This is a genomic window from Collinsella sp. AF31-11 (assembly GCF_003475605.1).
Classification (GTDB): Bacteria; Actinomycetota; Coriobacteriia; order Coriobacteriales; family Coriobacteriaceae; genus Collinsella.
In genome coordinates, this window is sequence record NZ_QRQS01000032.1 from 555 (window position 1) to 978 (window position 424).

General features: G+C 65.6%; 1 protein-coding gene. It reads right to left on the reverse strand.

Features of this window, described 5'->3' with window-relative positions:
- Positions 1-407, reverse strand: a 407-nt coding sequence (locus tag DWZ22_RS10565) for a GDP-mannose 4,6-dehydratase (protein ID WP_233546495.1), incomplete at its 3' end; no start/stop codon positions are given.
- Positions 408-424 lie beyond the last annotated feature (17 nt).

Sequence of the window (424 nt, forward strand, 5' to 3'; positions counted from 1 at the left end):
AGGTCGCCGTAGACCTCGTCGGTGGAGACGTGGTGGTAGCGGACGCCGTATTTGCGGACGGCCTCCAGCAGGCGGAAGGTGCCCTCGACGTTGGTGCGCAGGAAGGGCTCGGGGTCGGCGATGGAGTTGTCGTTGTGGGACTCCGCGGCGTAGTGCACGATCGCGTCGTGGCCCGGGACGATGCGGTCCAGCAGCCCGGCGTCGCAGATGTCGCCCACGACGAGCTCCACGCGGTCGGAGGGCAGCCCGGCGATGTTCTCGGGGTTGCCGGCGTAGGTCAGCTTGTCCAGGACGGTGACGTGGACGCCCGGGTGGTTGTTGACCACGTAGTGCACGAAGTTGCTGCCGATGAAGCCGCAGCCGCCCGTGACGATGATGTTCCTGGGCTCGAAGAGCTCTTCAGACATGTTTCTATCTCCCATTG